The organism is Vibrio sp. 2-2(8), from assembly GCF_963888495.1.
GTDB classification, from domain to species: Bacteria; Pseudomonadota; Gammaproteobacteria; order Enterobacterales; family Vibrionaceae; genus Vibrio; species Vibrio anguillarum.
Window position 1 is genome coordinate 275,600 of record NZ_CAWPJM010000011.1, and the last position, 25,761, is coordinate 301,360.

Genomic DNA, 25,761 nt, shown 5'->3' on the forward strand with positions numbered 1-25,761 from the left:
GACAGAGCCTCAATCAATAGCACGCCAAATTGCAAACTGTTTTTTCGTGGCGATAATTATCAAAACATTCTAACCAAAGATAAGGCTTTTTGAAGCTAAGAAAGCGACAATCTGTGAATCTTTATCCTAGATTTCAGTGCAGATCGTACAACATACAATACAGCGTACATCTATTGAGACAAACAAGTGTAAAAGTTGTTGCTCAGCTGATTTAACAGCTCAAAATAGCTGCCACTTTTCACTTTGATATCTGCGCCTAATGGATCAAGTACTCCCATTTTAACCTTAGTGCCACGAGTCACAGTATCAATCACCGCCGGGGTAAACTGAGGTTCTGAAAACACGCATTTCGCTTCATTATTAATGATTGAATTTTTAATGGTGATTAGGGTTTTAGCACCCGGCTTTCTGTCAGGACTAACGGTAAAATGGCCGAGGTTATTCAAATGGTATTGCTGTTCAAAATAGCCGTATGCATCATGAAAAACATAATATCCTTTATCACTAATTTTGCTCATCTTCTGCATGATTGATTGATGGGTCGAATCTAATTGAGCTAAAAAGCGGACTAAGTTTACTTTATACTGCTCGGCATTAGCGCTATCACTTTTCACTAAACTTGCGGTAATCGCCGCTGCCACTTGCTTGGCTTGATCTGTTCCAAGCCAAAAATGTGGGTCATACATACCATGGTGATGCCCATCATGATCGTGTTGTTCGCCACTGAGCTCTCTCAGTGTCAGGCCATCAATTTGGCTGATGGTCAAAACGTTGTGGTGACTCGCTAATGTCTTACTTAAGAATGGCTCAAGGTCTTTTCCATACCAAATCACTAAATCCGCCGCTCTGACTTTTTTAACATCAGAAGGGCGCAACGCATAGTCATGCGGTGAGGTATTTGCCCCCAGTAGTACTTCTGGTTCATTCACATCGAGAGTCAATTCATATGTAATCATCTGAATCGGCTTGATGCTGGTCAAAATGACCGTAGACCACGCCAAAGGCGATAATGTTATTAAGCAAAGAAGGAGCATAATCTGACGCAACATGATGGTTTTTCCATTCGGTATATAGCGTTAAAGGGAACGAAATGTTACATTATAACACTTCCGAATTGCAAATAAGTTCCATTCATGTCCAACTTAATTCAGCTGCAAGGCATTTGTGTCGAATTCAACAACCGCCGTGTTTTGGACAATGTCAGTATCAACCTAGAAAAAGGGAAGATTACCACACTGATAGGTCCTAATGGTGCGGGCAAGTCGACGCTCGTTAAAGTATTGCTCGGGCTACAGCCCGTCCATAGCGGAACGATGACGCGCGTAAAAAACCTTAAAATTGGTTATGTTCCTCAAAAGTTAAAACTTAATGACGCGTTACCACTCCCCGTTAAACGATTTTTAAGTTTGGCCGGACGTTTTAGTCAACAAGAGTTGCTAGACGCACTCAGACTAGTCGGGGCCGAGCATCTTCTTGATTATGATATGCATAAGCTGTCTGGTGGTGAAACGCAACGGATTCTTATCGCCCGTGCATTGCTACAACGCCCAGATATTCTAATTCTTGATGAACCAGCTCAAGGTGTTGACGTGCAAGGGCAAATTGATCTGTATGATCTTATCGATGCCATACGACATCGTTTCGGCTGTGGTGTCTTCATGGTCTCTCACGATTTGCATCTGGTGATGGCAAAAACGGATGATGTTATCTGTCTTCATCACCATGTTTGCTGTTTCGGTTCACCTGCAACGATTACTCAACACCCAAGCTATATCGCTTTATTTGGTACGCGCAATCGCGAAGCCTTAGCTTTTTACCATCACAAACATCAGCATCATCACGACTTAGCAGGCCAACCTGTGAAAGGAGATGCAACTTGCTGTTCAAATCATTCACACGGTCACCATCATGATTGAATTTCTTCTTCCATCAATATTAGCAGGCCTTGGTATTGCCGTTATCGCAGGTCCCCTTGGGTCATTCGTGGTTTGGCGAAAAATGGCTTATTTTGGCGATACCCTCGCACACGCCTCGCTGATGGGATTGGCGCTAGGCTTTTTGCTTGATATCAACCTTTATCTTGCGTTGCTCGTTTGCTGTCTTGGGCTTGCAATCATTTTGGTTACTATGCAGAAACAGCAGCTTGTGGCGACAGACACTTTGCTCGGCATTCTCGCTCACAGCTCGTTATCCATTGGTCTCATTGCAGTAAGCTTCCTTGATAACGTTCGCATCGATTTAATGAGCTATCTCTTTGGCGATTTATTGGCAGTGAACTTTACCGATTTAGCCTTCATTTGGGGGGGAGCGATTGCAGTAAGTGCACTGCTATTTCTTTTTTGGCGGCCATTACTTTCAACTACAGTGAACGAAGAGCTTGCGTTTGTTGAGGGTATCAACGTTGATTTAATGCGTTTGCTGCTAATGCTATTAATTGGGGTGGTGATTGCACTAGGAATGAAATTTGTTGGTGCTCTGATTATGACATCGCTGCTGATTATTCCCGCGGCGACCGCTAGACGACTCACAAAAACCCCAGAGCAGATGGCAATATTGGCTTCTTTGGTCGGCGCTTTAGCTGTGCTGGGCGGGCTAATCCTCTCGTGGCATTTTGACACACCTGCAGGCCCTTCGGTTGTCGTGACAGCTACAACGATGTTTATGTGCAGTCAACTTGTAAAACGCTAGTATCAAAACCTATTGAATCTAAAGTAAAAACCCCGAAACAAGGTTCGGGGTTTGTCTTCAAACTGAGGGAGGCGTGATTACCAACCCGTCACTTCACGCAATGCTTTTCCGATATCAGCAAGGCTTTTGACGGTTTTCACACCCGCGGCTTCAAGCGCTGCAAATTTCTCATCAGCTGTCCCTTTACCACCCGAAATGATAGCGCCAGCATGGCCCATCCGTTTACCCGGAGGCGCAGTCACACCAGCAATATAAGACACCACCGGTTTCGTGACATTCTCTTTAATGAATGCCGCGGCTTCTTCTTCGGCTGTACCACCGATCTCGCCAATCATCACAATCGCTTCAGTTTCAGGATCATCTTGGAATAGTTTCAAGATATCAATGAAGTTAGAGCCCGGGATTGGGTCACCGCCGATACCAACACACGTTGACTGACCAAAGCCTTCATCTGTTGTTTGCTTAACGGCTTCATAAGTTAGCGTTCCTGAACGAGAAACAATACCCACTTTTCCTTTCTTATGAATGTGGCCTGGCATGATGCCGATCTTACACGCATCCGGTGTAATCACACCCGGACAGTTCGGGCCAATCATACGCACACCAGTCTCTTCGAGCTTCACTTTTACGTCAATCATATCGGTAGTCGGTATACCTTCAGTGATCGTCACAATAAGTTCAATACCAGCGTCAATTGCTTCTAAAATAGCGTCTTTACAAAATGGTGCAGGTACATAAATAACGGTTGCCGTTGCACCCGTTGCTTTCACTGCGTCACGCACCGTATTAAATACAGGCAGACCAAGGTGAGTTTGACCACCTTTACCCGGAGAAACCCCACCGACCATTTGTGTACCGTAGGCAATCGCCTGTTCGGAGTGGAAAGTTCCCTGACCACCAGTGAAACCTTGGCAGATTACTTTGGTGTCTTTATTAATAAGTACCGACATTATTTACCCTCCGCCGCAGCAACAACTTTCTGAGCTGCGTCCGTTAACGACTCAGCTGCAATGATATCAAGACCAGAATTTGCGAGTACTCCGCGTCCTAATTCCGCGTTTGTACCTTCCAAACGCACGACTACGGGAACCGTTACACCAACTTCTTTCACCGCACCGATAATGCCTTCTGCAATCATATCGCAACGTACGATACCGCCGAAAATATTCACCAATACGGCTTTCACGTTGTCATCAGACAAAATGATTTTGAACGCTTCAGCAACACGCTCTTTGGTTGCACCACCACCAACATCAAGGAAGTTTGCAGGTTTTCCGCCATGAAGGTTAACAATATCCATAGTGCCCATTGCAAGGCCAGCACCGTTCACCATGCAGCCAACATTACCATCAAGAGCAACATAGTTCAGTTCCCACTGAGCAGCATGAGCTTCGCGCTCATCTTCTTGTGAGAGATCGTGCATTTCGCGAAGTTTAGGTTGACGATAAAGTGCGTTTGAGTCGATGTTGATCTTGCCATCAAGGCACAACAAGTTCCCTTCAGCGGTGACAACTAATGGGTTGATTTCTAGCAATGCAAGATCATACTGGGTAAACATAGCGCCAAGACCTAGAAAGATCTTCACAAATTGCTTAATTTGGTCGCCTTCCAAGCCAAGTTTGAAAGCAAGTTCGCGGCCTTGATAGGCTTGCGGACCAACCAAAGGATCAATCGCGGCTTTATGAATCAGCTCCGGAGTCTCCTCCGCTACTTTTTCAATTTCCACGCCGCCTTCTGTTGAGGCCATGAACACGACACGACGAGTCGCACGGTCAACAACAGCGCCTAAGTAAAGCTCATTCGCGATATTAGAAGCTTCTTCAACCAAAATTTTTGATACTGGCTGACCATTTGCGTCCGTTTGATAAGTAACCAGATTTTTACCTAGCCATTTTTGAGCAAACTCTTTGACACCATCTTTAGTGTCGTGCAACTCAACGCCACCCGCTTTACCGCGACCACCTGCATGCACTTGACACTTAACAACTTTCTTCGCTGTGCTAATCCGACCCGCCGCTTCAAAAGCTTCTTGTGGAGTATCACAGGCATAACCTTCCGGTACAGGCAAACCGAATTCTGCAAACAGCTGTTTGGCTTGATATTCATGCAAATTCATTATGTTCTTCCGTTTGTTTATCCCTTAGGGGATTTATTATTTCCATAAAGCGGCAGCTATGCTGCGCCATATATCTGTAGGGTGCTTCTCAAATTAAGCGGCTGCAATTTATCCAAGAGGATAGCTTGTAGCCTTTTGCTTAAATGAAGGCTAGACGTGAGCCTGCCTAGCCTTAAATTCACTGAACAACGTTCAGTGAGGTTACACGTCCAGTAGCAGACGTGCTGGATCTTCAAGTAGCTCTTTTACTGTCACAAGGAAACCAACTGACTCACGGCCATCCACCAAACGGTGGTCGTAAGAAAGCGCTAGGTACATCATTGGTAAAATTTCTACTTTGCCATCCACAGCCATTGGGCGGTCTTGGATTTTGTGCATACCCAATATGGCCGCTTGCGGCGGATTGATGATCGGTGTTGACATTAACGATCCAAACACACCGCCATTCGTAATTGTGAAATTACCGCCAGTCAATTCTTCAACCGTCAATTTGCCATCTCTTCCTTTGAGTGCAAGCTCTTTGATGCCCTTCTCAATTTCGGCAAGGCTTAGCGTATCGCAATCTTTAAGAACCGGAGTCACTAAGCCACGAGGCGTTGAAACTGCCATGCTAATATCAAAATAGCTGTGATACACAATATCTTGGCCATCAATAGATGCATTCACTTCTGGGTAACGCTTTAACGCTTCTGTTACCGCTTTCACGTAGAAAGACATAAAGCCTAAACGAATACCGTGTTTCTCTTCAAACAGACCTTGATATTGCTTACGAAGATCCATGATAGGCTTCATGTTAACTTCATTAAACGTCGTCAACATCGCCGTGCTATTTTTTGCCTCAAGCAGACGCTCCGCAACACGTTTACGCAAACGCGTCATCGGTACACGTTTTTCGCTGCGCGCCATCGCAACGACAGGCTCAGGTTGACTTGAAGCAACTGCTGACGCTGATTTTGCAGCCGCTAGATGAGCATCAATATCTTCACGCGTGATACGCCCACCCACACCAGAGCCTTTCACTTGGTTGGCTTCCAAACCATGCTCGGCGAGTAAACGGCGTACCGCAGGGCTAAGTGCATCATTCGTTTCGTCTGTTAATGTGGCTTTGTGACGTTTATCAGGAGACGGCTCTGTATCGTTGGTGGTGTCTTTCGTCGGTTCACCTGCAACGGCACCGGGTTTTAATTTCGCCAATAGCTGTTTCGAAAGCACCGTCGCACCTTCTTGCTCGATAATGGCCTCGAGAACACCCGCCTCAGGCGCTGGCACTTCAAGAATGACTTTATCAGTTTCAATCTCAACGAGTACTTCATCACGAGCGACGGCTTCACCTGGCTTTTTATGCCATGTCGCGACTGTTGCATCAGCCACTGATTCAGGTAGATCTGGAACCAGAATTTCAATTGTCATAATCTGTGTCTTCCTTTTACTTCTAGTTCGTTAAGCTAGGGTCAGAGCGTCTTCAACCAACGCTTTTTGTTGTTTCAAGTGTACCGACATATAACCAACGGCTGGTGATGCTGATGCAGGGCGACCTGCGTATTTCAGATCAGCACCGGCTGGAATGGCAGAACGGAAGTTATGTTGGCTACTGTACCAAGCACCTTGGTTTTGAGGCTCTTCTTGGCACCATACATAGTCAACAACATTAGTGTATTGAGCGATAACCGCTTCCACTTCTTCTTTCGGGAATGGATATAGCTGTTCAATACGGACGATAGCAACATCACCTTGTTCGTTATTGCGGCGCTGTTCAAGCAGGTCGTAGTAAACCTTACCAGAGCAGAACACAACACGTTTGACATTCGCTGGGTTGAGATCGTCAACTTCGCCGATAGCCGGCAAAAACGATCCGTCAGCCAAGTCTTCCAGTGTTGAGATACATAGTGGGTGACGCAGCAACGATTTTGGTGACATAACGATCAATGGTCGGCGCATTGGACGAACAACCTGACGACGCAGCATGTGGTATACCTGCGCTGGCGTAGAGGGAACCACCACTTGCATGTTTTGTTCGGCGCACAGTTGCAAATAACGCTCTAGGCGTGCTGATGAGTGTTCCGGGCCTTGCCCTTCATAACCATGAGGTAGCAGCATGGTTAAACCACACAAACGCGCCCATTTTTGTTCACCGGAAGAGATGAACTGGTCAATCACGACTTGAGCTCCATTGGCGAAATCACCAAACTGAGCTTCCCAAATCGTCAAACCACTCGGCTCTGCTGTCGCGTAGCCATATTCAAAAGCTAGCACTGCTTCTTCCGACAAAACCGAATCCAATACTTCAAAAGGACCCTGTTTATCATGGATATTCGCCAATGGAATATAGGTACTTGCGTCACTTTGGTTATGCAATACCGAGTGACGGTGGAAGAAGGTTCCACGCCCAGAGTCTTGCCCCGAAATGCGGATTCGCTTTCCATCATCAACTAAGGTTGCATAAGCCAGCGTTTCAGCCATACCCCAATCGAGAAGCTTCTCTCCATTAACCATCGCTTGTCGGTCGGTATAGATTTTATCCACACGACTTTGCAGTTTATGGCTTTCTGGATACTGACAAATTCGGTTACCCAGCTCTTTTAAACGCTCAAGGTCAACTTTATTATTCCATGGCATATCCCATTCATGGCCAATATACGGTGACCAATCAACAGAATGCAGTGCCATTGGACGCCACTCTTTCACCACGACTTCACCATGGTCCAGAGCATCACGATATTCGTTGACTAACTGTGTGGCAATCTCGATATCAAACTCACCACGCTCTATCAAAACATCGGCATAAAGCTTACGCGGTGTAGGATGCTTTTTGATCTTTTGATACATCAGCGGTTGAGTTGCGTTTGGCTCATCGGCTTCGTTATGGCCGTGACGGCGGTAACAAACCAGATCAATGACGACATCACGCTTAAATTCATTACGATAATCGAGTGCAATGCGGGTGACGAAAGCAACTGCTTCTGGATCATCAGAATTGACGTGGAAAATGGGTGCCTGAACCATCTTAGCGATGTCAGTACAATACATAGTCGAGCGTGTATCACGAGGGTTTGACGTGGTAAAACCAACTTGGTTGTTAATAACAATACGTACCGTCCCTCCCACGCAATAGCCGCGCGCTTGAGACATGTTAAATGTCTCGGCAACGACACCTTGACCAGCGATAGCAGAGTCACCATGAATCGAAATAGGTAGCACTGTCGAACCGTCTTCATCTCCCAATCGATCTTGTCGAGCACGAACTGAACCAATCACGACTGGGTTAACAATTTCAAGATGCGAAGGGTTAAATGCTAAGGCTAGATGCACATCACCGCCGGGTGTCGCAAAGTCAGCAGAGAAACCTTGGTGATATTTAACATCACCCGTTCCCCAGCTTTCACCATGCTTACCCGCAAACTCGTCGAACAGATCTTGAGGTTTTTTACCTAAGACGTTGACGAGCATGTTAAGACGACCACGGTGCGCCATACCAATCACAACTTCACGCATACCTGTGCTACCAGCATGACGGATCAACTCTTTCATCATTGGGATGAGTGCGTCGCCACCTTCTAAAGAAAAGCGTTTCGCACCAGGGAATTTCGCGCCTAAATAACGCTCAAGGCCTTCTGCGGCTGTCAATTCTTCGAGGAAAATTCGTTTTTCTTCTTTGCTGAAAGAAGGTTGTCCAACGACTGATTCAAGACGTTGTTGTATCCAACGCTTTTGTTCAGTGTCGATAATGTGCATGTATTCTGCACCGATGGAACCGCAATAGGTTTTGTTGAGGGCTTGATAAATGTCTTTCAATTTCATTGTCTCTTGCCCGATAGCAAAAGAGCCGACATTGAAAGTTTCTTCGAAGTCACCTTCGTTAAGATTGTGGAACGCTGGGTCTAATTCTGCCACTAATGGGCGTTGCCATAAACCTAGAGGGTCGAGTTGAGCCGCTTCATGACCGCGAAAACGGTAAGCATTAATCAGCTGCAAGACTCTTACTTGCTTAGCATCGACATCTGGATCACTAACTTGGACATTGTAATGCTTTGTTTCTTTCGCGAGTCGTCGGAAGTAGTCACGGACACGTGAATGTGGCTGTTCAACCACATTGTCAGCTTGCGCAGGCAAGCCATCAAAAACACGTTTCCACTCCTCACTTACCAGATCAGGATCACTTAGATACAGTTCGTAGAGGTCCTCTACGTAAGTTGCATTGGCGCCAGCCAAGTGTGAAGACTCGAGCCATGCCTTCATCACGCCGTTGTGCATATTTTCCCTTAACCAGTAGTTTTCACGTTTGCTTCGGTCTATGCCGAGCTATAAAAGGCAGGTCCGAAGACCTGCAATTTTTATTCATTTTAAACCGAACGGTTCACAAGCATTGATTTGATATGTCCAATGGCTTTCGTCGGATTTAATCCCTTAGGACAAACACTTACACAATTCATGATGCCATGGCAACGAAAAACGCTAAAAGCATCATCAAGATTAGATAAACGTTCATCTGTTGCAGTATCTCGGCTGTCAATTAGCCAACGATAAGCCGCCAACAAACCTGCTGGGCCGATAAACTTATCCGGGTTCCACCAGAAAGAAGGGCATGAAGTTGTGCAGCAAGCGCACATAATGCACTCATATAAACCGTCTAAATGCGCTCGCTCTTCTGGTGATTGCAAGTTCTCACGAGCCGGAGGCAAGTTTCCGTCAGTCACAAGATAAGGTTTAACTTTCTCGTAATTTTCATAAAACTGGGCCATATCGACAATTAAATCACGGACGACTGGTAGCCCTGGCAGAGGTCGAATAACGATCGTGCCTTTGGCCAAAAGCGCAGATAATGGAGTGATACACGCTAATCCATTTTTACCGTTCATGTTCAAACCGTCAGATCCACACACCCCTTCACGGCACGAGCGGCGAAAAGCAATGGTGGGATCTTGCTCTTTCAGCAAAATGAGCGCATCCAACAACATCATGTCAGAGCCCTCTTCGACTTCAAGCAGATAATCCTTCATGTAAGGCTTTTGATCGACATCCGGATTATAGCGATACAAAGAGAATTTCAATTTCATAATAGTGCCTTCTCCTTAGTATGTGCGCGCTTTAGGCGGAAACGCTTCACGATAAATTGGTTCCATATTTACGCTACGCTTCGACATGCTTTCAGTCTCAGGGTTGTAAATTGAATGGCATAACCAATTAGCATCATCGCGTTCAGGATAGTCAAAGCGAGCGTGGGCTCCACGGCTTTCGGTACGATAATTTGCAGCAACCGCGGTAGCAAATGCTGTTTCCATCAAGTTTTCCAGCTCTAAACACTCGATCCGTTGAGTGTTGAACTCGGTTGACTTGTCTGAAAGATGTGCGTTCTTCAAACGTTCACGAATCACTTTAAGCTCTTCAAGACCTTTAGCCATCGCTTCACCTTCACGGAACACCGAGAAGTTATTTTGCATACAACGTTGTAGATCTTTACGAATTTGCGCGGGATCTTCACCACCTGTACTGTTTTCCCAGCGGTTGTAACGTTCTAGCGATTTTTCAATGTCCGCTTCTGTGGCAGGTTTTGCGTCCGCTTGCTTTTTCAACGTTTCGCCCAAATGCAAGCCTGTTGCTCGGCCAAAGACCACTAAATCCAGTAGAGAGTTACCACCCAAACGGTTCGCGCCATGCACCGATACTGATGCAATTTCACCACACGCAAACAAACCTTGAACTTCCACATCAGCGCCTTTAGCATCTTGCTTAATCGCCTGACCTGAAACTTGAGTCGGTACTCCTCCCATCATGTAGTGGCAGGTTGGGATCACTGGAATCGGTTCTTTAACTGGATCGACATGAGCAAACGTACGTGACAACTCACATACGCCCGGCAGACGAGATTCCAGAGTTTCTTTGCCAAGGTGATCCAGTTTAAGCTTGATGTGTGGACCCCATGGACCATCGCAACCACGACCTTCACGGATCTCAATCATCATTGAGCGAGCTACTACATCGCGACCAGCCAAATCCTTCGCGTTTGGTGCATAACGTTCCATGAAACGTTCGCCATCTTTATTTAAAAGATAGCCACCTTCACCACGACACCCTTCCGTCACAAGAACGCCAGCACCAGCAATCCCTGTTGGGTGGAATTGCCACATTTCGATATCTTGCATCGGGACACCAGCGCGGATAGCCATGCCCACGCCATCACCCGTATTGATGTGCGCGTTGGTGGTTGAAGCATAGATACGCCCAGCTCCGCCAGTCGCTAACACTGTGGCTTTAGATTTGAAATAACAAACTTCGCCTGTTTCCATACACAAGGCGGTACAGCCAAGTACTGCACCCTCTTCATTTTTCACTAAATCAAGTGCGTACCACTCAGAGAAAATAGTGGTCTTATATTTAATGTTTTGTTGATACAAGGTATGAAGTAGTGCGTGACCAGTACGGTCAGCGGCAGCAGCGGTTCGAGCCGCTTGTTCACCGCCAAAGTTTTTGGATTGCCCACCAAATGGGCGCTGATAAATGGTGCCATTGTCAAAACGAGAAAAAGGCAAACCCATTTTCTCTAGTTCAATCACCGACTCTGGACCATTCTTACACATGTACTCGATAGCATCTTGGTCACCGATATAGTCGGAGCCCTTTACCGTGTCATACATATGTTGTTCCCAATGGTCCTCATGCGCGTTGCCTAACGCAACGGTAATACCGCCTTGAGCCGAAACCGTGTGAGAACGTGTTGGAAAAACTTTAGAAAGCAGAGCACAGGATAAACCTTGCTCTGAAATTTGCAGTGCTGCACGCATGCCGGCACCACCAGCGCCGATCACTACGGCATCAAATTCACGAACTGGAATAGTCACTTACGCACCCCACAATACAAATAAGCCAGAGAAGAAGTATCCAAAGAGCACTGCGATAACGACCAATTGCAGGCCACCACGCAATTTAGAACACTTAATGTAATCCGTTAATACTTGCCATAAACCGATCCAACCATGGATAAGGACAGAGACTAACGCCAGCATTGTGAAGACTTTGGTAAAGGTTCCACCAAAAAACTGTGTCCATGAAACATAGGAGATATCACCAGAGAAAGCACAGAAGCTGACTAGGTAGATAGTATAAAGAGTCATAATGATCGCAGAAGCACGGATCAGCAGATAATCATGCACTCCGTTACGACCAAAAGAAGAAACATGTTTTACCATACCAATACTCCCGCTAAAACTGAAAGCACTGCTGTTGCGATGAAGGCGACTTTGGCACTCATAGCCCCTGACTCCAACTCTTCAAAGTGGCCCAGGTCCATCAGCAAATGGCGTATACCACCTGCAATGTGGTAAGACAGCGCTGTTAAAATTCCCCATAAAATAAATTTTGCGAAAAAGCCATTCACAATGTTGCTGGCTTCCATAAAACCTACTGGAGAACTTAACGAGAGGGAGAGTAACCACAGCAAAATTCCGACCGCAACGAACATCATCACCCCAGACACTCGGTGTAGGATGGATGCTATCGCACTGATCGGAAAGTGAATGGTCTGTAAATCTAAATTAACAGGTCTTGACTTTCTTTCTTTCACGGGCTTGCTCACTCAGCTCCATTGAGCATTTATAGTTATAAATGAATTTTGGTTGTAAAACCCACAAAAGTTAACATTATTTTAACACAAAGAGCCCGATATCGCGCAGTTAAATGTAATAATTCCGTTAACAAAAAAGACAGAATGCAATACTGAAATACAGTTTCTAGCCTTTTATTTATAAGGTGTTCACCAAAATTTTCAGTGCCACTATACGGCTCGCAACATTCTAATACAATTGATGTAACAATTTTTGCTACACAGAACAGATTTTTAACTTTATATGTATAAAAAATCAAAACAAGTGCACACATCAGACGAGAAAAATTGACTTTAATTAAGAACACACGTAAAAAAATGTCACACAAACATCCTGGACGGATTAAATAATAAACAAAGGAGATTGTTATGGCAGATAAGAAAGCGACCCTTCATATTGAAGGTAAAGCGCCAATCGAGCTGCCGATTATGGATGGGACTGTAGGCCCACAAGTAATCGACGTTCGTAAACTAGGAGCCAACGGATACTTCACTTTTGACCCTGGTTTTCTTGCCACTGCATCTTGTGAATCTCAAATCACTTATATCGATGGCGAAAAAGGGGTGTTACTGCACCGCGGCTTCCCTATTGATCAATTAGCCAATAACGCTGATTACTTGGAAGTTTGTTATATTCTTCTTTACGGTGAAGCCCCTAATCGTAAGCAATATGAAGAGTTTAAACATACGGTGACGCGTCACACTATGGTTCATGAGCAAATCGCAAGTTTCTTCCACGGTTTCCGCCGTGACGCTCACCCAATGGCTGTAATGTGTGGTGTGGTTGGAGCGCTTGCTGCGTTCTACCATGATTCACTTGATATTAATAATGATATACACCGAGAAATAGCGGCTTACCGCCTACTCTCAAAAATGCCAACATTGGCGGCGATGTGCTACAAGTATTCTGTCGGCCAACCATTTATCTACCCGCGTAATGACTTAAGCTATGCCGAGAACTTCCTACACATGATGTTTGCAACGCCGTGTGAAGAGTATGAAGTGAATCCTGTGGTTGCACGCGCGATGGATAAAATTTTCACACTGCATGCCGATCATGAACAAAACGCGTCAACCTCAACGGTTCGCCTTGCCGGTTCTTCTGGTGCTAACCCGTTTGCCTGTATTGCGGCTGGCATTGCCTCGTTGTGGGGGCCTGCTCATGGGGGTGCTAACGAAGCCTGTCTGCGTATGCTAGAAGAGATAGGCAACGTTGATAACATTCCTGAGTATGTCGTCAGAGCAAAAGATAAGGATGATCCATTCCGCTTGATGGGTTTTGGTCACCGAGTTTATAAAAACTACGACCCAAGAGCGACGGTAATGCGTGAGGCTTGTCATGAAGTGCTCAAAGAGCTGAATATTCAAGACCCACTGTTAGATGTGGCGATGGAACTTGAGCGCATCGCGCTTTCTGACGAATACTTTGTTGAGAAAAAACTCTACCCTAACGTGGATTTCTACTCAGGCATTATTCTGAAGGCTATCGGTATTCCAATCTCTATGTTTACCGTTATCTTCGCAATGTCTCGCACTATCGGTTGGATTGCCCACTGGAATGAAATGCACAGTGATCCAGATAATAAAATTGGCCGTCCTCGCCAACTTTACACTGGTCAAAAAATGCGTAACTTTAAACCGTTACACGAACGCGAATAGCAAACCCAGTCATAGTACTTAATAGAAAAGAGCGAGTTCCCACTCGCTCTTTTTTCATTTGATACATTGATCAGAAACAAGCCCACTACACAGGGTTATTGATATCGATAAACTCAACCTCAAAGCCATATTCGCTCGCTAACCATTCTCCCAGTGCCTTCACACCATAACGCTCTGTGGCATGGTGCCCTGCAGAAAAATAATGAATATTTTGCTCTCTTGCTGAGTAGGTAGTCCGCTCTGATATTTCACCAGAGATGAACGCATCTAATCCGTGCTGCGCCGCTAGATCGACGAAATCTTGTCCACCACCAGTACACCAACCCACCGTTTTGATGATTCTGTTTGAGCTCGGAGCTACGTGCAGTGGCCGTCGTTGTAAAGCTTGCTCGATTCGTTGACTGAGCTCATCGGCTGTCAACGCTTGTTCAAAATGGCCGAACATGGCGACCGACTGCGGGTGCCCTTCTAATCCGCCATCAACATGAATCCCCAACAAATCAGCTAGCAATTTGTTATTACCTAATTCTGGATGGATGTCTAACGGCAAGTGATATGCGTATAAATTTATATCATTTCGTATCAAAGCTCGGATCCGGTGGCCTTTCATTCCACGGATGGACTCAGGCTCACTTTTCCAAAAATAACCATGATGCACTAATAAAGCGTCAGCATTTCGTTCAATTGCTTGTTCAATCAGCGCTTGCGAGGCCGTCACACCCGTCACAATCTTTTTGATTTCAGTGCGACCTTCAACTTGCAATCCATTAGGGCAATAGTCTTTAATCAATTGAGGATTAAGCTTTTGATTGAGCAGAGCTTCAAGTTTTAAATTATCCATCTTTCATTCCAAAATTGAGTTTTATCATTAGCGTGGTTATAACAATTTCAAGCTAGAATGTCGAAAAATAAGGACGAGAACAATTAATGACAATGGACCTCAACACACTGGCACACTGGGTGTCGACAACCCCTACTCTTTTCCAAGGAGAGGGTGTGGTCGCGGCGCGTACTCCTTTTTTACCCAATGTTCCGATATTGAAAGAAGAATACAGAGGGAACCCTAGATTAGGCTTTCTCTACCAGCATTTATGTTCTTTATTGTTTACGCTAAACCCCACTTATTCCGCCGTTTCTGAAGAAATTCAATTGAACGAAGCAGGAAGTACACTAGGTTCGCTAGATTTTGTCATCAAAAATAAACGCAGTCAGCGTTATGAGCATTGGGAAGTGGCGGTCAAGTTTTACCTGCTGCATCAAGGTCTGTGGTATGGTCCTAATGCTCAAGATCGATTAGATCTCAAACTTGAACATATGCTAAACCATCAATTGCCCCTTTCTCAATCAGCCCAATTTAGCGACACTTACCCACTATGGCGTGATATCAGCCGCCATTTGCTGATGCAAGGGCGCTTATATGTAAACCCTTTTCACGATGAGTCTGTTCCTAGTGAATGCCTAGGTTATAAACTCAACCCGTCACAAATTGCTGGTTTTTGGTGTTATCAAAGCCAGTCACATCAAATAGATGAAGCGTTATTCTTACTGGAAAAGCCTCAATGGATTAGCGGGAAAGGTAAAAACTGCACATGTTACACAGCAAATGAAGAGCATGGTTTTGTGCATTGCCAAAGTGACAGCGGAAAGTTCTGGTTCATCGTTCCCGACAGTTGGCCTCAGCTTTAAGCAAGATAATAGACGACTAAATAAAATAGGCGGCCTCTGGCCGCCTATTTTAATTGATAAGTTTGCTTACAAACCAGCGTCGGCAAAGACTTGATTAACAATCTGTTGCGCTTCCGCTTCGATTTGCTTGAGGTGCTCATCGCCCTTAAAACTTTCACAATAGATCTTATAAATATCTTCTGTGCCTGATGGACGAGCAGCAAACCAGCCATAATCAGTGGTCACTTTTAATCCACCGATGGCTGCGCCATTGCCGGGAGCATGCGTCAAGCGGGCTGTGATCTCATCTCCCGCTAATGTTTGCGCAGAGACCATCTCTGGTGATAATTTGCTCAGCACTGCTTTTTGTGGGCCATTTGCGACAGCTTGAATACGACTATATTTAGACTCTCCATGTTTCGCGGCCAGATCTTCATAATATTGCTGCGGATTTTTACCTGTGACAGCGGTGATTTCCGCCGCCAGTAAGCAAAGAATAATACCGTCTTTATCCGTTGACCAAGGCGTTCCGTCTTTACGCAGGAATGACGCACCTGCGCTCTCTTCACCACCAAAACCGAAGTGACCACTGTATAAGCCATCAACAAACCACTTAAAGCCGACAGGTACTTCACACAGCTCACGGCCAAGATCGGCGACCACACGGTCAATCAATGCACTTGATACTAACGTTTTACCAACAGCTACTTCTTTACGCCATTGCTTGCGGTGACGATACAGATAATCGATGCATACGGCTAAGAAATGGTTTGGGTTCATCAAACCTTTCGGAGTGACAATGCCGTGGCGGTCGTAGTCAGGGTCATTACCAAACGCGAGATCATACTGATCTTTTAACGCTAATAACCCCGCCATTGCATAAGGAGAAGAACAGTCCATACGCACTACACCATCTTTATCGAGTGACATAAATTGGAATGTCGGATCCACCGCTTCGCTCACCAGTGTTAAATCAAGCTGATACGCTTTGCCAATTTGACGCCAATAATCAATACCACTGCCACCGAGCGGATCAACACCCAGTTTTAGATTGGCTTTTTGGATGGCCTCCATATCAATCACATTCACTAAGTCATCAATATAAGGTTTCACAAGATCAACTTGTTTAAACAGCGGCGATTGCTTTGCCGACATAATAGGCAGACGCTTCACGCCTTGCATGCCTTCTGCAATGATCTCATTGGCGCGGTTTTCAATCGCTTGGGTGATTTCCCCTTCAGCAGGGCCGCCATGGGTAGGATTGTATTTAATACCGCCATCTTGTGGTGGATTATGAGAAGGCGTGATCACAATGCCATCAGCTTTTTGCGCGTGCTTCAAGTTATGAGTCAAGATTGCGTGTGAAATACCCGGCGTTGGCGTATAGCCATTATCCTGTTGAACGATCACTTCAATTTCATTAGCGATCAGTACTTCAAGTACACTAGAAAAAGCAGGCTCAGAGAGTGCGTGCGTGTCTTTTCCGACAAAAATCGGCCCAGTGGTTCCTTGCTGAGCGCGCACTTCTGCTACCGCTTGAGCAATAGCAAGAATGTGGTTTTCGTTAAATGTCGATTTATCCGCGCAACCACGATGCCCCGAAGTACCAAATTGCACTTTATGGTCTGGGTTAGCCGCATCAGGTTGAAGTAAAAAGTAGTTTGCAACGAGCGCAGGGATATTATGTAAGTCTTCCTGCCGTGCTTTTTGTCCGGCGCGTGGGTGCATAGCCATTTTTGACATCCTTTCTTAAAATAACAACGAAATAAAAAGCCTCATGATACGGACTTAGTGGTCCGCAGTATGAGGCTTGAATCAGATTTTTATCTATGAATGGGCACAAATCAGATTGAGTGCGTCACTTTCTCAATAATGTCACTCGGGAAATTCATCAATACCATCAGCTGCTCGATCATCTGTTGTTTGCGGCTAGTATTGTTATTGGTAATGACCCAAAATGGTGTGTTTGGAATCGCTCTTGGCTTGGTTGTCTGCCCACTAGCAAGCAAGGTTTGCTCGTTGTCAGCAAAATACACACGCTTACGTCCTTTCACTAAGGTCGCTTCAGCAAAACTTACTGGATCGATACGGTATAAGGTTGAAAGCACCAACATAAAACGATCAATTGCTTTTTTCAAAGCCGCAAATTCATCAGAAATGAGCAAAGAACGCATCTCTTTTACGCTATCAATCTGTATCTCTTGTACGGCATCTTTACTCACAACAATGCCCTTGGGCTCGGTACTTACTTGCGTCACGACCGCTGCTGCAGACACTTTACCGTCAACATTGAGCAAACGGCGTAAAATATCCGACGCGCTTTCTCCAATATGTTGGGTTTGGCTGGCAATATAACGGTATAGATCCTCATCAACCTCAATTGTTTTCATTCGCTTTTCACAATCTCAATGTTTAAACTCTGAGGGATTATAGCGAGATCTTCACTGATACTCTACGTTAAACCAATCACTAATAAGATAAAATGTCAGCACTTCTTAATTACAAACTCGAAGGTGAAGGTCACACCGTTGTTTTGATCCATGGTTTATTCGGCAATTTAGACAACCTAGGTTTACTTGCAAGAGACCTAAAAGCCGATCACCAAGTATTGAGTATTGACTTGCGTAATCACGGTCAATCATTTCACAGTGAGGAACATGATTACGCGAGTATGGCATTCGATGTTGCTAGTTTACTCGAAGAGTTAGCTTGTGATTCAGTCACGCTGATTGGCCATTCAATGGGCGGTAAAGTTGCTATGAAGCTGGCTGACATCGCCTCATCCAAAGTCGCCAAACTGGTGGTTTTAGATATGGCACCCGTCAGCTATCAGCATCGGAAACATGATAACGTACTGGCGGGGCTCAACGCGGTTATTGCGCAGCAGCCTACCTCGCGAGCAGAGGTCATGGCCATTTTAGCGCAACATATTGAGCTAGAAGGCGTACGACAATTTCTCAGTAAATCGTTATTTAAACGAGAAGATGGTGTAATGAGCTGGCGTTTTAATGTCCCCGCCATTGAAAAAAATTACTGGAATATTTTAGGCTGGGAACCAATCCCTTGCAGCTCTGTTCCAACCTTATTGGTTAAAGGCAGCAACTCTGACTATCTACTAGCGGAACACCAAGAAATGATCCAGCAGCAGTTTAGCCAAGCGAAAGCACACGTCATCGCCAACACAGGGCACTGGCTACACGCAGAAAAGCCCGTTGAAGTTTTACGAGCGATCAGAAAGTTCATTGGCAGCTAGCCGCTTTACTGTGAAACAACAAGTGTGAAATAGGTACCAATGCGCGCATTAACTTTGACGAATAACAGTGTTATAGTGCGCTCAAGCAAATTGGCATAAAGGATACCCATGCTGTACGACTACATGAACATGCTTGAGTCGATTGGACTCGATCTTCTTTTTGCGTCTATATTTTTCCTTATCGGTATGGCAATAAAAGATGTCCTTAAGCAAGGTAATGTACCGCCATTTGGGCGCCGTATTGTATGGCTAGTTCTGTTTTTAGGTTGTGCTGGCTTTATCCTTAAAGGACTTATCCAACTCAGTTGGGAAGGCACCGGACTGGGATAAAGAACACGCTCATCCGCCAGAAAATGACAAATTAAAGGTAATGATTCTATGGCAAGTGTAGGCCTCTTCTTTGGTAGCGATACCGGTAATACTGAAGCCGTTGCGAAAATGATTCAAAAGCAACTGGGTAAGCAGCTCGTTCACGTTCAAGATATTGCGAAAAGCAGCAAAGAAGACATTGATAATTTTGACTTATTGTTACTGGGTATCCCTACTTGGTACTACGGTGAAGCGCAGTGTGATTGGGATGATTTTTTCCCAGAATTAGAAGCGATCGACTTCTCGACGAAATTAGTTGCTATTTTCGGTTGCGGCGATCAAGAAGACTACGCTGAATACTTCTGTGACGCGATGGGTACAGTGCGTGACATTATCGAAAGCAAAGGTGCAACGATTATTGGCCACTGGCCAACTGAAGGTTATGAATTCGAAGCCTCTAAAGCCTTGGTTGCGGGTGACAATAGCCACTTTATTGGTTTATGCATCGATGAAGATCGTCAACCAGAGCTGACTGAACAGCGCGTCAGCACATGGGTTAAGCAGATTTATGAAGAGATGTGTTTAGCCGAACTTGAAGGCTAATCTCTTAAACATAAAAGATCCCCTTGCGAGGGGATTTTTTATTGACCCGTATACAACAGCACTCTTTTCTTTACCAAAGTAGACGGCCGATAAATGGAGCAAGCAACACAGTGACCATACCCGCAATCATCATCACCACACTCGACACTACCCCTTCAGCATTGCCAATTTGATACGCTTTTGCCGTTCCTGCACCGTGCGCGGAAGCGCCAAGACTGGCTCCTTTACCAAGCCCAGAGCGAATGGATAATAACGCTAACACCACTTCACCTACCGCCATGCCTATCACCCCAGTAAGTACCACAAACAGAGCAGTCAGATCACTTTGCCCACCAATTGACTTCGTCGCCTCAACAGCAAAAGGCGTGGTAATCGAGCGCATCGCTAAACTGCGCTGAAGCATATCGGGTAATTCAAACCAACGAGCCAACAAAACCGTGCTCCCCACAGCCACCACAACCGATACGATCACTCCCACGGATAGAGAGAGCCAGTGGCACTTGATCAACAATCGGTTGTCATAGACAGGAATAGCAAAAGCCACTGTCGCCGGACCAAGTAGCCACAATAACCAATGAGATTCTGCCATATAGGTTTGGTAAGGGATGTGAAAGATCATCACAACAGCCACTAACAATATAGGGGCCAATAGCAGCGGCATTAAGAAAATAGAACGTTTACGTTGATAAAGGCACTTACTGCCATAGTAAAAAGCCAAGGTTAGCAGCAAGCAAAATACACCAAGCAGCGTTGAGGTAAGTAGTGAGCTCATGATGAACGCTCCACTTTGGTTAGGCGTATTGCCCGGTTGCTTTTTCTACGCGCTAATATCAGCTCTAAACGATACATTTTATCAACGGTCCAAGCAGTAATAGCAATGACCATGATGGTACTGATGACAAGTACCGCCATAATTCGTAACCCTTGCTGTTGCATTAACTCTTGATAGTTAACGACCGCAATGACCGCTGGTACAAAGAACAACAGCATTTCCGCCAATAACCAAGTTGCTCCCTTGCGCAGCCAATCAACTTTTACAACTCGCATAATCACTAAAGTTAACAGCAATAGCATGCCAGTTAAATTTGCTGGTAAAGGAATATGAAAAGTGCTGACTAGAAAATCCGCCAAAAACCAGATCATTGATAGCGCAACAACTTGTACCACTGTTTGCAGATTGTTTTTTACTCTTTGGCTGTTTCTTATTCTTTGCATGATGAGACTAATGCCGTTTTGTGAAATTAGTCACATTATATTAAGCCATAAAACCATCGTAAAATGACTTTTTATTATCATTTTCATGCCAAAATGGAATGATAAAAGGAGATATTATGGATATTAAAGCACTGCGCTATTTTGTTGAATTGGTCAATCAACAAAGCTTTACCCGCGCATCCGAGCAACTGTTCGTCACCCAACCCACCATCAGTAAGATGATCCGCAGTCTAGAGCAGGAAATTGAACAGCCACTATTACATCGTGAAGGTCGACGTTTCTGGCTTACCGATGCAGGAGAGGTTGTCTATCAAAGAGCGCTAGAGATCTTAGCGCAGATGTCTCAGTTAGAAGCCGAATTGGTCGATCTCAATCAGGTAAAGCGGGGACAACTGCATCTCGGTATTCCACCAATGGTTGGACACCTTTACGCAGGTCTGATCCGCCAATACCGTCAAACCTACCCTCATGTAGAGCTCACCATCGTTGAGTATGGCGGACGTAAAATAGAGCAAGCTATCCTCAATGGCGAAATTGACGTCGCCGTCACCATGCTTTCGCCTCATCCGATTGATAATCTGCGGTCACTCTCCTTAGACAGTTACCCCATTTGCGCCGTACTCCCCGATTCATCTCCTTGGAAGCAGCAAGAAGCCATCGGTTGGGAGCAACTACAAAATGAGCCATTTTACCTCTATACCCATGATTTTACGCTGAGTGACTACATCCACTCATTCTGCCTACAACACGGATTTACACCACAAGTTGCAGCGCGCAGTAGCCAGTGGGATTTTTTAGTCGCGTTGGTCAAAAGTGGCGTAGGTGTTGCCTTTCTACCCGAACCACTTTGTCGACGAATTCAAGGAGAAGGCGTCTTAGTCAAACCTATGACACCCAGTATTGATTGGCACTTAGGATTAATATGGCACGCGGAACGGTACGTTTCTCGCACCGCCGAAGCTTGGATTGAGCTGTGCCAAATGCAGAATGAACAGCCTTAGCGGTCACAAAAAGTAACCATTTTGTCTGCATCACTCTCTTCTCTGTATTTAGGTTTTTTGCGCACGTACAATTTACGTTGCACTTCAGAGACCACTTCGCCTTTGGCATCCTTAACATGGATAACAAATTCCGGAAAGCATTTATCCCCATTGGCCGTGCTCACTAAGATTGAATCCAGTTGGTCTTGCGTTATCAGAAACTCCGCATACAAATCAGAATGGCCCGGTTTGATAAAGTTGATGCTGGCCTCTTTGTCCCATACATAATATTGCTCACCCAAAATCCCCATTAACATCAAAGAGTAAACAGGGTCCGTGAGAGAGAAAATGCTGCCACCATACTGAGTGCGATTGGCATTTTTGTTCCACCACCGCAGCTTTAGGCGCATTTTCACCTGACGGAAGTCGCTACTAATTTCATCAATGTGGATACCAGCGCCCCAAAAAGGGGGCCAGCTATTTAACGCCCACTTAACAATATTTGGCTTATAAAATCTTGCTAAAGAGTGATTCATTCCGTGCTCACCTTTTAAACCTATCGACTCAATCACTAATAAATGTTACGCAATTGTAACTGGCAAGAGCTGTTATATCAGTGATATTGCGCGGCTTTGTGACAAATATAAAGTAACCCTTTGAACTTCGTGGTTTATTGTTAGCAGTGACTCCCCTATAATGATCGCAATTATGAATTCTGTTAACTGCTGCAGATCATCAACAGGAAAGTGTATGTCAGATAATAACCAAGCGCTCAAGGATGCAGGTCTTAAAGTTACCCTTCCTAGGCTAAAAATTTTAGAAGTGCTACAGCAGCCTGAATGCCAACATATCAGCGCTGAAGAACTGTATAAGAAATTGATTGATCTTGGTGAAGAAATCGGTCTTGCGACTGTTTATCGAGTATTAAACCAATTTGATGATGCGGGTATTGTCACTCGTCACCATTTTGAAGGTGGAAAATCCGTTTTTGAACTTTCAACACAACACCACCACGACCACTTAGTGTGCTTAGATTGTGGTGAAGTGATTGAGTTTTCAGATGAGGTGATAGAACAACGCCAAAGAGAGATTGCCGAGCAATATAATGTACAGCTCACCAATCACAGCCTTTATCTATATGGTAAATGTGCCGACGGCAGTTGCAAGCAGAACCCTAACGCGCACAAGTCAAAAAGATAGCCATCATTCTCAGCCTTGAGCTGGACGACAATAAAAAAGCCGGGTGAATCAATCACTCGGCTTTTTTGTGTAGAGAGAAAGGAGTGGTAAGCCACTCCTTTTTACTAGGTATGAATTAGAAATAATCTCGAATCAACACTTCCGCAATTTGTACCGCATTTGTTGCAGCGCCTTTTCTCACGTTATCTGCCACTACCCACATGTTAATGCCACTGTGGTGACTGATATCGTTGCGAATACGCCCTACAAGAACCGTATCCTTCCCTCCCGCATCGCGAACTTGCGTGGGGAAATCATTCCCGCTGAATACTTCAATACCTTCAGTTTTCTCTAATAACTCAATAACTTGCTCAGCATCAATCGGTAAGCGTGTTTCAATATGCAGTGACTCAGCATGGCCGTAAAAAACCGGCACGCGTACACAAGTTGGGTTGACCATAATGGTTGAGTCATTGAATATTTTTTGCGTTTCCCACACCATTTTCATCTCTTCCTTGGTGTAGCCATTATCCATAAACTGGTCGATTTGTGGGATGCAGTTAAACGCAATTTGCTGGCTAAACACATCAGGATCGGCCGAAACACCGTTTAACAGCCTTGCGGTTTGTCCCGCCAACTCATCAATGCCTGACTTCCCAGCTCCTGAAACGGACTGATAAGTTGATACGTTAATTCGCTCGATACCCACAGCGTCGTGAATCGGCTTTAACGCCACCAACATTTGGATGGTTGAGCAGTTTGGGTTCGCAATAATATTGCGGTTACGGAAATCCGCAATCGCTTCAGGGTTCACTTCAGGCACAACAAGTGGGATATCGTACTCATAGCGGAAATGTGAGGTGTTATCGATGACTACCACGCCTTCTTCTGTGGCAATAGGTGCCCATTTTGCGGACAATTCACCACCAGCGGAAAACAGTGCAATCTGAACTTGTGACCAATCGAAATCTTCAACATTTTGTACTTGTATGGTCTTACCATTGAAGCGGTAGAATTTACCTTCACTACGCTCACTGGCAAGTAGGTAAAGTTCACCAACGGGGAATTTGCGATCTTTGAGCACTTCAAGCATGGTTTCACCAACCGCGCCGGTTGCTCCTAAAATAGCGATATTAAATTCTTGGCTCATTTGTTACCTCTGTTTTAAAACCTAATTTAGCTAAGGGAGTGAGATCACACGACTCACTACCGACGACAGTCATCGCGCTATATTCTCTTCTATCCCAATAAAGTTTACGCATTTGATCAAAAGCACCTGGTTTGCCAATTTCACGGCGAAACAAGGCGTCATCTTTGCGTACGTCATAAATCAATTGGGTTAAACTGTGTAATGTTTCCTCATCCCAACCGCGTGATAAATACACTTTGGCAATGGGAATCTCGGGTAATAAACTACTGGCATTCGCGCAATGGTCATCGCCAAGATACTCACAAAAACTATTGAAAATCATGGTCGTGCCTCGGGCTTTACCTTCTAACCCATAGCCAGCCACATGTGGCGTCGCAAAGGCGAGCAAAGGCAGCAGTTCCATATCCACTTCAGGTTCAAATTCAAACACGTCTAAAGCGGCAATAAAACCATCATTTTTCTGTAGGCGTTGTTTCAGCGCTTGGTTATCCACCACAGGGCCACGAGCCGCATTGATCAAGATCTGATCACTGCGCAACTGGGCAAGTCGAACTTCATCAATCAAGTGATGAGTTGGCCATTCACCACTTTTAGTAATTGGTGTATGCAGCGTAATGACATCCGCTTTATCAAGTAAAACATCAAGATGAGTAAACTCGCGGCAATCACCTTGTGCTTGTTTTGGGGGATCGTTGAGCAGCACATTAATGCCAATCCCCGCTAAACACTCGGCTAAATAGCTGCCGACTTGACCAGCACCAATAATGCCAACGGTTTTCTCTAAGGCAGAAAAACCATGCTGCTGTGCTAACACCATCAATACACTGAAAACATACTCAGCCACTCCCACCTTATTACACCCCGGTGCGGCAGTAAAAAAGATGCCTCTTTCAGCCAAAAGCGCTTGATCAACGTGGTCCATACCTGCCGTCGCTGTACCAACAAACTTTAATTTATTGGCTTTCGCTAATAGTGCTTGATTTACTTTCGTAACAGAGCGAATCATCAAGGCGTCAACGTCGATAAGATCATCAGCTGTTAAGCTTCTACCGGGTTTCAACACCACCTCACCAAGCTGGCTAAATAACGATTCAGCATAAGGCATGTTTTCATCAATAAGGATTTTCATAGCGGAGTTCACAATTTTCGAAATTGAAGGAATTGTGCAGAAAAGCGCACAGACTGTCGAGAAGAAATCCCGCTTTCCATAAAAATGCCCGGCTCCTCACGGAAACCGGGCAAAAACCCAGAACAAAAGGATCCCGTCCCGCTCTCCATGGGACAGAGTCTGCGTCTGTTCGATCAGCTAAGCTGACCCGCTCTGGAAACCTTTTTATTAGAGGTGTG

26 protein-coding genes are annotated in these 25,761 nt (G+C 45.1%); 9 read left to right on the forward strand and 17 right to left on the reverse strand.

What is annotated here, in order from left to right; translation table 11 throughout:
- Window positions 1-170: 170 nt before the first annotated feature.
- Window positions 171-1,049 carry a zinc ABC transporter substrate-binding protein ZnuA gene (gene znuA / locus AACV12_RS04000; RefSeq protein WP_170899966.1) on the reverse strand — a complete coding sequence of 293 codons (879 nt, stop codon included), beginning with the start codon at window positions 1,047-1,049 and terminating at the stop codon, window positions 171-173.
- Window positions 1,050-1,133: 84 nt separating this feature from the next.
- On the opposite strand from znuA, the gene znuC reads away from it, so the two are divergent.
- A complete protein-coding gene (gene znuC, locus AACV12_RS04005) occupies window positions 1,134-1,916 on the forward strand; it encodes a zinc ABC transporter ATP-binding protein ZnuC (RefSeq protein WP_013856354.1) in 783 nt (260 codons plus the stop codon).
- Complete coding sequence (gene znuB, locus AACV12_RS04010) at window positions 1,909-2,688, forward strand: zinc ABC transporter permease subunit ZnuB (protein ID WP_026027242.1); 780 nt, start codon at window positions 1,909-1,911, stop codon at window positions 2,686-2,688. The genes znuC and znuB overlap by 8 nt, the downstream gene beginning before the upstream one ends.
- Before the next feature lie 77 nt (window positions 2,689-2,765).
- Here the strand turns inward: znuB and sucD are convergent, their stop codons facing one another.
- The 8 genes from sucD to sdhC all read right to left on the reverse strand — a co-directional run bounded on the left by sucD (window position 2,766) and on the right by sdhC (window position 12,374).
- On the reverse strand, window positions 2,766-3,638 hold the full coding sequence (gene sucD, locus AACV12_RS04015; protein ID WP_013856352.1) for a succinate--CoA ligase subunit alpha: 873 nt from the start codon (window positions 3,636-3,638) through the stop codon (window positions 2,766-2,768).
- The gene (gene sucC / locus AACV12_RS04020; protein WP_017045227.1) at window positions 3,638-4,804 is read right to left on the reverse strand and encodes an ADP-forming succinate--CoA ligase subunit beta; all 1,167 of its coding nucleotides are present in this window, start codon (window positions 4,802-4,804) and stop codon (window positions 3,638-3,640) included. The genes sucD and sucC overlap by 1 nt, the downstream gene beginning before the upstream one ends.
- A gap of 201 nt (window positions 4,805-5,005) precedes the next feature.
- A complete protein-coding gene (gene odhB, locus AACV12_RS04025; RefSeq protein WP_170899967.1) occupies window positions 5,006-6,214 on the reverse strand; it encodes a 2-oxoglutarate dehydrogenase complex dihydrolipoyllysine-residue succinyltransferase in 1,209 nt (402 codons plus the stop codon).
- 30 nt (window positions 6,215-6,244) lie between these two features.
- Window positions 6,245-9,055, reverse strand: a complete 2,811-nt coding sequence (gene sucA, locus AACV12_RS04030; RefSeq protein ID WP_170899968.1) for a 2-oxoglutarate dehydrogenase E1 component — start codon at window positions 9,053-9,055, stop codon at window positions 6,245-6,247.
- Window positions 9,056-9,144: 89 nt separating this feature from the next.
- Complete coding sequence (locus tag AACV12_RS04035) at window positions 9,145-9,858, reverse strand: succinate dehydrogenase iron-sulfur subunit (protein ID WP_013856348.1); 714 nt, start codon at window positions 9,856-9,858, stop codon at window positions 9,145-9,147.
- A 15-nt stretch (window positions 9,859-9,873) separates the two neighbouring features.
- Window positions 9,874-11,640: a succinate dehydrogenase flavoprotein subunit gene (sdhA, locus tag AACV12_RS04040; protein ID WP_013856347.1), complete on the reverse strand. Its 1,767-nt coding sequence runs from the start codon at window positions 11,638-11,640 to the stop codon at window positions 9,874-9,876.
- Window positions 11,641-11,988 (reverse strand): succinate dehydrogenase, hydrophobic membrane anchor protein, encoded by a 348-nt coding sequence (sdhD, locus tag AACV12_RS04045; RefSeq protein ID WP_010318675.1) that lies wholly within the window; start codon window positions 11,986-11,988, stop codon window positions 11,641-11,643. It abuts the gene before it with no gap.
- Window positions 11,982-12,374, reverse strand: a complete 393-nt coding sequence (gene sdhC, locus AACV12_RS04050) for a succinate dehydrogenase cytochrome b556 subunit (protein WP_010318676.1) — start codon at window positions 12,372-12,374, stop codon at window positions 11,982-11,984. The genes sdhD and sdhC overlap by 7 nt, the downstream gene beginning before the upstream one ends.
- Window positions 12,375-12,770: 396 nt before the next feature.
- Between sdhC and AACV12_RS04055 the strand changes: the two genes are divergently transcribed.
- The gene (locus tag AACV12_RS04055) at window positions 12,771-14,060 is read left to right on the forward strand and encodes a citrate synthase (RefSeq protein ID WP_017042719.1); all 1,290 of its coding nucleotides are present in this window, start codon (window positions 12,771-12,773) and stop codon (window positions 14,058-14,060) included.
- An 85-nt stretch (window positions 14,061-14,145) separates the two neighbouring features.
- Here the strand turns inward: AACV12_RS04055 and AACV12_RS04060 are convergent, their stop codons facing one another.
- On the reverse strand, window positions 14,146-14,901 hold the full coding sequence (locus AACV12_RS04060) for a Nif3-like dinuclear metal center hexameric protein (protein ID WP_017042720.1): 756 nt from the start codon (window positions 14,899-14,901) through the stop codon (window positions 14,146-14,148).
- 86 nt (window positions 14,902-14,987) lie between these two features.
- On the opposite strand from AACV12_RS04060, the gene AACV12_RS04065 reads away from it, so the two are divergent.
- A complete protein-coding gene (locus AACV12_RS04065) occupies window positions 14,988-15,746 on the forward strand; it encodes a DUF1853 family protein (protein WP_170899969.1) in 759 nt (252 codons plus the stop codon).
- A gap of 66 nt (window positions 15,747-15,812) precedes the next feature.
- Here AACV12_RS04065 and pgm read toward each other — a convergent pair whose 3' ends face one another.
- Both pgm and seqA read right to left on the reverse strand, forming a co-directional pair.
- Window positions 15,813-17,459 (reverse strand): phosphoglucomutase (alpha-D-glucose-1,6-bisphosphate-dependent), encoded by a 1,647-nt coding sequence (gene pgm / locus AACV12_RS04070; protein WP_026028060.1) that lies wholly within the window; start codon window positions 17,457-17,459, stop codon window positions 15,813-15,815.
- A 110-nt stretch (window positions 17,460-17,569) separates the two neighbouring features.
- The gene (gene seqA / locus AACV12_RS04075) at window positions 17,570-18,115 is read right to left on the reverse strand and encodes a replication initiation negative regulator SeqA (RefSeq protein ID WP_010318681.1); all 546 of its coding nucleotides are present in this window, start codon (window positions 18,113-18,115) and stop codon (window positions 17,570-17,572) included.
- A 92-nt stretch (window positions 18,116-18,207) separates the two neighbouring features.
- On the opposite strand from seqA, the gene AACV12_RS04080 reads away from it, so the two are divergent.
- From AACV12_RS04080 to fldA, 3 genes are all read left to right on the forward strand, one after another.
- On the forward strand, window positions 18,208-18,978 hold the full coding sequence (locus tag AACV12_RS04080; RefSeq protein ID WP_017045728.1) for an alpha/beta fold hydrolase: 771 nt from the start codon (window positions 18,208-18,210) through the stop codon (window positions 18,976-18,978).
- 108 nt (window positions 18,979-19,086) lie between these two features.
- Window positions 19,087-19,308: a DUF2788 domain-containing protein gene (locus AACV12_RS04085; RefSeq protein WP_010318683.1), complete on the forward strand. Its 222-nt coding sequence runs from the start codon at window positions 19,087-19,089 to the stop codon at window positions 19,306-19,308.
- Between the two features lie 48 nt (window positions 19,309-19,356).
- On the forward strand, window positions 19,357-19,890 hold the full coding sequence (gene fldA / locus AACV12_RS04090; RefSeq protein WP_013856340.1) for a flavodoxin FldA: 534 nt from the start codon (window positions 19,357-19,359) through the stop codon (window positions 19,888-19,890).
- 70 nt (window positions 19,891-19,960) lie between these two features.
- On the opposite strand, the gene AACV12_RS04095 is transcribed toward fldA, so the two are convergent.
- Both AACV12_RS04095 and AACV12_RS04100 read right to left on the reverse strand, forming a co-directional pair.
- A complete protein-coding gene (locus AACV12_RS04095) occupies window positions 19,961-20,662 on the reverse strand; it encodes an LrgB family protein (protein ID WP_170899970.1) in 702 nt (233 codons plus the stop codon).
- The gene (locus AACV12_RS04100) at window positions 20,659-21,105 is read right to left on the reverse strand and encodes a CidA/LrgA family protein (protein WP_013856338.1); all 447 of its coding nucleotides are present in this window, start codon (window positions 21,103-21,105) and stop codon (window positions 20,659-20,661) included. Before AACV12_RS04100 ends, AACV12_RS04095 begins: the two co-directional genes overlap by 4 nt.
- 116 nt (window positions 21,106-21,221) lie before the next feature.
- On the opposite strand from AACV12_RS04100, the gene AACV12_RS04105 reads away from it, so the two are divergent.
- Window positions 21,222-22,106, forward strand: coding sequence for a LysR family transcriptional regulator (locus tag AACV12_RS04105; protein WP_026028359.1), 885 nt, complete (start codon window positions 21,222-21,224; stop codon window positions 22,104-22,106).
- On the opposite strand, the gene AACV12_RS04110 is transcribed toward AACV12_RS04105, so the two are convergent.
- A complete protein-coding gene (locus AACV12_RS04110; protein WP_010318688.1) occupies window positions 22,103-22,621 on the reverse strand; it encodes a DUF4442 domain-containing protein in 519 nt (172 codons plus the stop codon). The two genes, AACV12_RS04105 and AACV12_RS04110, sit on opposite strands and share 4 nt — an antisense overlap.
- Before the next feature lie 214 nt (window positions 22,622-22,835).
- Between AACV12_RS04110 and fcrX the strand changes: the two genes are divergently transcribed.
- On the forward strand, window positions 22,836-23,285 hold the full coding sequence (gene fcrX / locus AACV12_RS04115) for a ferric iron uptake transcriptional regulator FcrX (RefSeq protein WP_010318689.1): 450 nt from the start codon (window positions 22,836-22,838) through the stop codon (window positions 23,283-23,285).
- A gap of 115 nt (window positions 23,286-23,400) precedes the next feature.
- Here fcrX and AACV12_RS04120 read toward each other — a convergent pair whose 3' ends face one another.
- Window positions 23,401-24,414: an aspartate-semialdehyde dehydrogenase gene (locus AACV12_RS04120; RefSeq protein WP_013856334.1), complete on the reverse strand. Its 1,014-nt coding sequence runs from the start codon at window positions 24,412-24,414 to the stop codon at window positions 23,401-23,403.
- The gene (locus AACV12_RS04125) at window positions 24,398-25,543 is read right to left on the reverse strand and encodes a 4-phosphoerythronate dehydrogenase (protein ID WP_096036582.1); all 1,146 of its coding nucleotides are present in this window, start codon (window positions 25,541-25,543) and stop codon (window positions 24,398-24,400) included. Before AACV12_RS04125 ends, AACV12_RS04120 begins: the two co-directional genes overlap by 17 nt.
- Window positions 25,544-25,761 lie beyond the last annotated feature (218 nt).